This window comes from Variovorax raffinosi (genome assembly GCF_051216615.1).
In the GTDB taxonomy this organism is placed as follows: domain Bacteria; phylum Pseudomonadota; class Gammaproteobacteria; order Burkholderiales; family Burkholderiaceae_C; genus Variovorax.
Genome location: NZ_JBPJZR010000030.1, coordinates 1 through 8288, shown reverse-complemented (window position 1 = coordinate 8288; position 8288 = coordinate 1). Strand labels below are relative to the sequence as shown.

6 protein-coding genes and 1 pseudogene are annotated in these 8288 nt (G+C 56.7%); 4 read left to right on the top strand and 3 right to left on the bottom strand.

The features are described from left to right. Positions 1-754 precede the first annotated feature (754 nt). A complete protein-coding gene (locus ACSFB7_RS37620) occupies positions 755-2377 on the bottom strand; it encodes a YecA family protein (protein ID WP_435477422.1) in 1623 nt (540 codons plus the stop codon). A 161-nt stretch (positions 2378-2538) separates the two neighbouring features. On the opposite strand from ACSFB7_RS37620, the gene ACSFB7_RS37615 reads away from it, so the two are divergent. Genes ACSFB7_RS37615 through ACSFB7_RS37605 form a run of 3 tightly spaced genes read left to right on the top strand, consistent with a single transcriptional unit; the run spans position 2539 to position 5748 of the window. Continuing rightward, on the top strand, positions 2539-4209 hold the full coding sequence (locus ACSFB7_RS37615) for a GMC family oxidoreductase (RefSeq protein ID WP_435477420.1): 1671 nt from the start codon (positions 2539-2541) through the stop codon (positions 4207-4209). Between the two features lie 10 nt (positions 4210-4219). Then, a complete protein-coding gene (locus tag ACSFB7_RS37610) occupies positions 4220-4807 on the top strand; it encodes a gluconate 2-dehydrogenase subunit 3 family protein (protein ID WP_435477419.1) in 588 nt (195 codons plus the stop codon). Beyond that, on the top strand, positions 4804-5748 hold the full coding sequence (locus tag ACSFB7_RS37605; protein ID WP_435477418.1) for a ferritin-like domain-containing protein: 945 nt from the start codon (positions 4804-4806) through the stop codon (positions 5746-5748). The genes ACSFB7_RS37610 and ACSFB7_RS37605 overlap by 4 nt, the downstream gene beginning before the upstream one ends. 238 nt (positions 5749-5986) lie before the next feature. Here ACSFB7_RS37605 and ACSFB7_RS37600 read toward each other — a convergent pair whose 3' ends face one another. Continuing rightward, positions 5987-6772 carry a M4 family metallopeptidase gene (locus tag ACSFB7_RS37600; protein ID WP_435477417.1) on the bottom strand — a complete coding sequence of 262 codons (786 nt, stop codon included), beginning with the start codon at positions 6770-6772 and terminating at the stop codon, positions 5987-5989. Between the two features lie 204 nt (positions 6773-6976). After that, entirely contained in the window at positions 6977-7897 is a 921-nt protein-coding gene (locus tag ACSFB7_RS37595) for a hypothetical protein (protein WP_435477416.1), read from the bottom strand. Between the two features lie 112 nt (positions 7898-8009). Here ACSFB7_RS37595 and ACSFB7_RS37590 point away from each other — a divergent pair. Beyond that, positions 8010-8288: pseudogene (locus tag ACSFB7_RS37590) on the top strand (hypothetical protein); the annotation flags it as partial.

Here is an 8288-nt window from a genome sequence, read left to right as displayed (position 1 = left end):
CCATGGTGATCACCTTGAATCCCTGCTGAAATTCTCAGCAGGTCAGTGGAACACCCTGGTCAATATTGGATCGGCACTTTGCGGTTTAGCTGGTCAAGATTGCGTCGGCACTAACAGCCTGATGAGGCCGCGCTGCGGATCTCTGGGCACAAGCGTGTTAGTCACCTCATAAGTTCATGTCTTCACGCTTGCCCCGTCGATGCGGCCATTGCCACTGGTGATGGAACTTGTCAGTCTTAGACGGGAATCACTGGGTTCGGGCCAGCACTGCCGTCGCATTGACAAGCCCCAAAGGTGACAGTGTGGGGACTCAAAATTAGACAGCCTCGCACTCAAGGAAAATCAAGCACTTGCGCAAGAAATGTGAGGTTGCAGGTCAGTCTGCGCTTCAAAGTTACTTGGTTTTTCCCATCAACGGATCAAAATTATTTGACCCTCTCATTTGGGGCTGCAGGTTAAAGAGTGACGGCGGTTCGCATCGAGGCGATTTCCCTGAGCGGTTTTCTCTCCCTGGCCTCTACAGGCGCCAAACCACTGTCGAGATGCAGTGTGCGCAGCACAATTGAAGTCAGAGTGAAGTCCAATCAGGGGTTCCGTGAAGCGATAACCTTCCATGGCGCGAACGCAAAATGGTCGAACGTCGTGTGGGGACGCGCCGCAGCTTCGCTGGTACGGCCCTCTCTCGTTCCAAAGGGAGACGTGCCTTGCCCGTCGGTGGTCGATTCCGTTCCGTAGTTTGTTGGCCTGCTTGCAATTACCTATTTTTTCGAGATTGTCCCCATTTGCTCCGTAGCGGTGGAGCTTGCGGAGCAGGCGCAGTCGAGAACATGTGTGATGCCATCCGCTCACTGAAGACTCGAGCCAGCTCCGGCTGGTCCAGCTTTGAGAGTGCTTCCCAATCGGATGCGTTGGCCAGAAGGTCTAGCAGCTTTTCCTTTGGCGTTTGCACGTAGCTTGCGAGTACGAATTCGTATGCTTCTATAGGGCTTTTCACGGAATGATTTCGGGAGAGCTCACCGAAGAAGGTCTCAGGGTGCGTCTTCCAAGCCGCAAATTCCGCTTCGGTCATCGCCACTTTGACAATCACGGAAGTTCCATCGTCCTTTTGCACACAGCACATCGAAGCCTCCTCTGCTTCCAGCACCACCCCGGAGGTCAGTGTGCCGATGAGGCTGCCATCGCCGTTTGGAACGGCAAGTTTGCTTCCAATGGAGAATCGCGGCTGAGTGTCAGAAAAAGCGAGCTCCGGGTTCTCCCCATCGAAGGTGGCGGGAATCGACGCATGTTTTTGCATCGAATCGAGCAGATGGTGCATGTCCGAGTGCGCCGCTTTGCTGTCGATCGCCGCTCGCAAAGATGGGAATGCCCTGTCCAGTTTGAAGTCGTCCAGATGAAAACCATCTGCCAATGAAAACCGTGGGATTCCAGTCTCATCAAGATGGTGTTCCCAGGGGGCATTCGTGAAGAAGACATAAGCAGGGGGTAGTCGCGCGGCTTGCGGATCGACTGCCTCAAATCTGCGCAACTGATCGAAGGCTCGCTGCAGGTATGCGGGCGGAAACTGGCCGTCCTTTGCACCCGGAGAATTGATATCGATGAATACGATGCGGGGATGCGCTGCGTGCTTCTTGAGAGCACGCACTAGCTGCCTCGTAATGCGGCCGCTCTCGCTTCTTTTTACTTCCACGGAAAATTGCCGACCCGAGCGCTGACTGATGGCGGTGTACTCACAATGACTGCTCTTGCGATCATCTTCGTCCTCAAACTCGATGGAAAAACCGGCGCGCACAAGGGTCGCGGCAACGCTGGCTTCATATCGCGCGCCCCAAAAGTGCTCGACATGTTGCATGCGTGCGATGAGTTTCGATTGCAGTTCTGCGTTGTGCTCGAGCAAGTACAGGTCGTACGCCAGGTTCAGATAGGCGGCGAATGCGCCCTTCATCACGCCCTTGGTGACGGCCCCCGGTTCTTTAATGATGGGGCGCTGCTGCTCGCACATTTTGTGATACCAAAGCAGAAGCGGGTGACGAGCCTCGAGCGGCTTTTGGAGTTCGGCATTGCCCCACTCGCCGCCCATGGCATCCTTGAGGTAGTCGATGAGGAAGTCGTGGAAAGTCTTCCAGTTCTTCGAATGGAAGAGGCGCCCCCGCACTGCAACCAATTGGTAACCATCGCCCAGTCGCGCCGAAACGATGGGCCTACCCAGCCCTTGCTGCCTGGCGCGTTGGTGATCGTGAGCAAGCTGCTGCTTTCTGGCTTCCTCTGCAGCGGCGATGGCGTTTTCCATCCGGTCGAGGGACTCAAGCGCTCCGTGGCATTTCTTGAATTTCAAACCGCTGCCACATGGGCATATTTCGTTCCGCCCGATCTTCTTCATTGCCACCTACACTTTCGATGCGCGCTCAAGCATAGTGGCTATCGCCGACAAGTGTTTTGACTGTTGATTGGAGTGAACCCCATCGATTGGACCATTTTTGGTTGGAAATCAACAGGCTAGTGAAGTATTCTGACTAAGGTCGAGAAGGAGATGCATTAACCATGAGCGCGCCTGATGTGATCGTGGTGGGGTCAGGGGCCGCGGGGGGGATGGCGGTCTACGAACTGTGCCGAGTTGGTCTGAAGGTGCTGCTCATTGAGGCTGGCCGGGACTACTCGCCTGGCACCGAGACGCCAATGTTTCAGACACCGGCGGAGGCTCCCCTGCGAGGCACGATTACTCCAGACAAACCGTCCGGTTTCTACAACGCAACGGTTGCAGGTGGATGGTCTGTTCCTGGCGAGCCGTACGAGGTCGCATCCGGCGCCTTCACTTGGTGGAGGCCCCGCATGCTCGGTGGCCGCACCAACCATTGGGGACGGGTCGCGTTGCGCTTTGGCCCCTACGACTTCAAGCCCCACTCGCGTGATGGTCTGGGTGTGGATTGGCCGCTGGCGTACTCAGACGTCGATCCCTGGTACGAGAAAGTCGAGCGCCTGATCGGCGTGACCGGAACGCCGCACGGCTACGAGAATGCACCGGATTCAGCGCCCGGCGTGCTGCTGCCGCCCCCACAACCGCGGGCGCATGAAATTGTGCTTGCATCGGCTTTTCGAAAGCTCGGGATGCCGATCGCCGACATTCACGCCGCCATATTGACTAGGCCGTTGAACGGTCGAGCGCCTTGCTGTTACGCGACCCAATGCACGCGTGGTTGCTCTAGCAAGTCCAATTTCCAAAGCACAACAGTGCTGATCCCTGCGGCATTGGCGACGGGCAACCTGTCAATTGTCACGAATGCGCTGGTTCAGCGCATCGAAATGTTGGATGGGCGCGCCCACGGCGTCACCTACGTGGATCGCAATACCGGGTTGTTCCATACCATCGGAGGTCGAGCCATCGTGCTCGGCGCTGGGTCGTTTTCCACAGTACGAATTCTCTTCAACTCCCGTGGGCCAGGCTATGAATCCGGCTTGGGTAACAAGCAGGGACAACTCGGGAAGTTCATCATGGACTCGGTTGAGTACACGATGCAGGCCCATGTGCCCTTACTGGAGCGAGTGCCGCCACAGAACGACGATGGAATTTTCACGCCGCACATCTACGTTCCCTGGTGGCTTTATGCGCAACAGCAGGATGGGACGCTCGATTTTCCTCGCGGTTATCACATTGAGCCCCGCGGCGGTCGGCGAATGCCTTCGATCAGCGTCGGTGGCTATGTGGACGCGGCCAGCCCGCTATTCGGAGCGCACTTGCGCGACGAGATCCGGCGCAAATATGGCAGCTATGTCTTCCTGACTGGCGAAGGCGAAATGATCCCTAACGACGCCACGTACTGCGAGTTGCATCCGAGTAAGACGGACCAATGGGGCGTTCCGATCCTGAGTTTCCGTTGGGAGTGGGGGCAAAACGAGGTGCGCCAAGCCGATCATATGCGCAGTACTTTCAGCAATGTCTTCCGGCTTCTCGGCGGCAGGACAATTTCCGAGCCCCCCGGAATGCCAACTGGCGGTGGCGCGATCCACGAGGTTGGCGGGGCTAGGATGGGCACGCATCCGACGAACTCGGTCACCGACGTCTTTGGAAAGTGCTGGGAAGCCGAAAACGTGTTCTTGGCCGACGGATCAGTGTTCGCCTCGAGCCCTGACAAGAATCCGACTTTGACGATTCTCGCTTTGTCGGCAAGGTGCGCTCAGCACATCATCGATCGCGCGGCCAGCGGATCGCTTTAGGAGAACCTCAATGGGCTTGGTCCAGATTGGTTTAAGTCCTGCGATAGCCTCGCCGTCATCAGGCCTAGCCGCGTCGCCGGCGGAGGGTTATGGTCTCGATCCAAATCTCGTAACGCCGCTTGTCCCTTGGGTGAGCGTGATGACGGCCGATCAACTCTTGACGATCGAGGTTCTCTCTGACGCGATCTTGCCTGGAACTGGTTCGCTTCTTAACCCCCGCGACGCTGGAATCGGCTCCTTCTTTGCAGAGTGGCTGAGCGCTCCTTACCCGACGCAGCAGACAGACCGGCAAACCGTTCTCGATGGACTTGGGCTGGTCGAAGCCGAATGTCGCGGCAGGTTCGGTTGCAACCTAGCAACACTGACGCCGCAGCAACTGCATGTCATCGTCGTCTGGATGGCGACGGCAAATCCGACTGAAAAGGTGAACAGGTTCTTTGTCCGCCTGCGCTACCTGTTGATTGGTGGGTATTTCACGACGGACGCAGGCATGCGCGAACTTGGCTATCGCGGTAACGTGCCCCTGTTGGATTTTCCACCGGTGACTGCAGAGGCCCAAGCGATCATTCGTGAAGAGCTGGCGAGGCTAGGGCTATGAACGGTCCCACCCGCAGTATTGCCAGCTTCGCAGTCGAGGGCATTGCCAACCTCGGAGGCTTGCACGATGCGCTTCGCCTTGCCATGCAGCTTGAGTTCGCCACCTTGCCGCCCTATCTATGCGCGCAGTGGTCGGTCGTTGGAGATCCCGATCGGGTGGAGGGCATGCTGCATTCGGTGGCTGCGCAGGAGATGCAGCACTTCGCACTTGCTGGCAACGTGTTGGCTGCACTTGGAGGGCGTCCAAAGGTGGCGGCGCCGGATTTTCTGCCGACCTTTCCGCTCGCTCGGCTTCCCGGCGAAGTAGCACTAAGTCGAGCGCTGGAGTTGCAAGTCCTATCGCTGGCGCAGGTTGAGCTTTTCATGGAAGTCGAGCATCCGAATTTCCCACCAGTGGCCTTTGTTGGAATGGAGGCTGCGGCGACGATTGGTGAGTTCTACGACACCATCATCTCGGCGATCCGGTCAATCCAGCCACCTGTTGATGCGAGCGCCCGATGCATCGAGTTGCCGCACACGCGACGGATCGTGGATCTGGACGATGCCGTGGCAACGCTTGAAAGAATCAAAAGCGAAGGAGAAGGAACGCAAGCCTCGCCTGAGCAACCGTTGGGCGAAGTAGGCGCATTGGCGCACTACTACGTGTTCAAGCAAATCCTGAAGGGGCGCAGGCTGGTTGAGCAGGCCGGACGCTGGGACTTCACAGGTGATTCGATCCGCTTTCCGGAAGTGCGCGCCATGCGGCGATTGCCGAGCAATGCTTGTCAGTTACTCGAGTTTCGGCGCGTCCTGACCAGTCTTCTCTGGATGCTTGAGCGCTGCTGGACCGCAGGTGCACCATTCTCCGTAGTGGAGATGTTTCAGCTGGAAATTGAAGGCCGCAAGCTCGCTAAGGAGGGCATCGTTCCCGACTTCAGTTGGCTGGACAACCCGAGTTCTTGAAGCTAATCTGAATCTTGGCTGCGTACCCGGCATCCGAAAGCTGATCCGGCTCATCGGATTCGCCGGTCGATGAGATCTCAAACATCCATCGCGGTGGTGCGAACCAAACCCATAGGTGCTCGAGCACCGCCCCATGTTTGTGTTCCAGGTACCGGACACCGATTTGTTGGCGACCAACCACTTAGAGACACGCGCTTTGGCAAACTCAGATATTGAGCTCGCTCGCTTGGCCGGCAGCTCAGATCTTTGGCACGACGCCTACCGAACTCCATGCAGAACGGACAGCTGCAAGTACACCAGGAACCCCCGAAAATTCATTAACCGCAATGCGCTCAGTCAATGCTGAAAATTTGGCAAAGTCCGTTTTGGTAGTCACTTCTGGGCTGATCAATGCGCGATACCAAATTCGTGCTGGCTCGCACCAGCTTGGCCTCCCCAGCTGTGTTGCAAACGCGAAGAAGGCGTGGTTGGGGATCCCCGAATTGATGTGCGGTTCGCCACCAGGGTCGTATTGCGAGTACCGACGCGGCTGCTTAGTCATTGACCGTTCGGAATCAGGACTCGCAAGATCTCGAAGGCATGTCCATCCGAGTTCCAGCGCCGTCGGCCCCATCATGTCCACTCCGATCGCCCAGTCCGCTGCTGAGACGTCTTGCCCAGCAGCCCACTGGCGGAATATGACGCCAAACACGTCGGATATGCTTTCATTGAGAGCGCCAGCCTCATTTTCATAGTCGAGGTCCGCGCTGTATTGCGTTATCCCATGCATGACTTCGTGACATACAAAATCGTTGGAAGAAGTGAAATCTTTAAAGATCAATCCGTCGCCATCGCCAAATACACAGCGGTCATCATCCCAAAAGGCGTTGCAGTATGAGCGACTGTAGTGAATGGATGTATCGATAGACATCCCGCGGTCGTCGATGGAGTCCCGCCCAAGTACTTCGGATAGGAACATGCGAAGCTTCGCAGTGACTTCGACCGTACGTATCGCAACGACGTCGCCGCTGGTCTCGGGTTGCATGATGCGCCGACCCGGTAGCTCCTCAATTCCTTCGCAGTCAAAAACTCGGACCGGAGCCAGCTGCCCCGAAGCTGGAGCGGCAGAACTCCGCCGCATTCTTACCGCGTCAAGTTCCAGCGTTTTTAGTAGCGCCATCTTGCTCTTCGCCGGCACACGAGAATGGCCCGCAAGATCTAATAGCAACGATGCCGGAATCATTTGGTGCTATGGCAGCATGTTGTAAAAGCGCTGTAGGGCCGGCGCAAGGTAGTACGCTGTCTGCGAGCTGCTGTCTACCGCAAGCCTATCGTTGTATACGTCGTACTCTGCGACGCGAGACTTGCCAAAATCTAGCTTGATCTTCGCCGTCTTGATTCCTGAGATATGCGCGGTCATCTCAAGTGCTGGCGGCAAGAACATGCTGACCACGGCACTTTGGGCGCTCTGACCCCGCAGGCTTTTTGGCGGCATGAGGCCTCGACCAAGATTGATCAAAGTGACCTCAATGGAGTCGATATCTGTTGCCTCGAATTCTTGGCCACCAACATCAAACTTCAGCGCTTGTGTCACGATGGAATGTGGAGAAGGGGCAGCTATTGGATTCGGCTTGTTAACTGGCGTTGCGACTTGCCAGACAGAACCATTTTCCCACCACGTCTTCGCGGAATTGCTGTACAAAAAACCGGTTCCCGCTCGCACTGCGCGACCGCAGCGCTTGGCCATGGCAAAGAGCAGATCCGCGCCGTCTTGTCCTGCTCCTGTGTGGCACGACCAAATCGAGATCTGTGTGGTTGGCGAGGGCTTAATGCGATCCAACTCTGGACCCCAGATGTATTCGTTCCAAGTCAGAATGATTCGATTGTTATCGAACGGCCCGGTTTGACCCATGCCGGTTTCCAAGAGGCCCTCGTTGCCATGGCCACAGATATTGAGCTCACCGGTTGAGGCTGTACCGGCCTCAAGCATCAGCGTTAATCCGTTCCCAACACCCTGCTGAGTTGTCGCATGGCGCATTGGTTGCCAGAAGTGGGAGGCCAGCAGGTTGTTTGCCCCATCGTCGGGACCGCTAGAGATGGTGTTCTTTGCACCAATCCCGCTTGGAAAGGGGACCTGGAACGCATGTTCGTCGATCGAAATTTTTTTCATCGCATACCCCTAAGTTTGGTCGGCATCGAGAGTCGTGCGCGTTGCGCGAGAACCAACGATGCACACCAGCCTCTTCTGTAAATCAGTTTCTGTCACCCCATATATCCGTTAGGTGCAAACCCTGATCGGGCAAGGACGGGATAAGAGACCATTAATCGCCGGCCTTCCTGAACCTCTATCGCAACGTGGTCCCGATCTGACCGGTTATGTGCTGCGCGCCAAAGGCAATGTGTTCGTGATCACGGGACCGGTGTTCGGTCCCGACAGCCAGACAATCGTAAGCGGATGGGCGCTCCATCTTGACGGTCCCGATCAGCGGTTGCCCCTGCTGCAGAGTCAGGTGAGCGGTTGCCAGCGATGTGGCAGGAGATCGTCAATTCGGCTGTTCAGG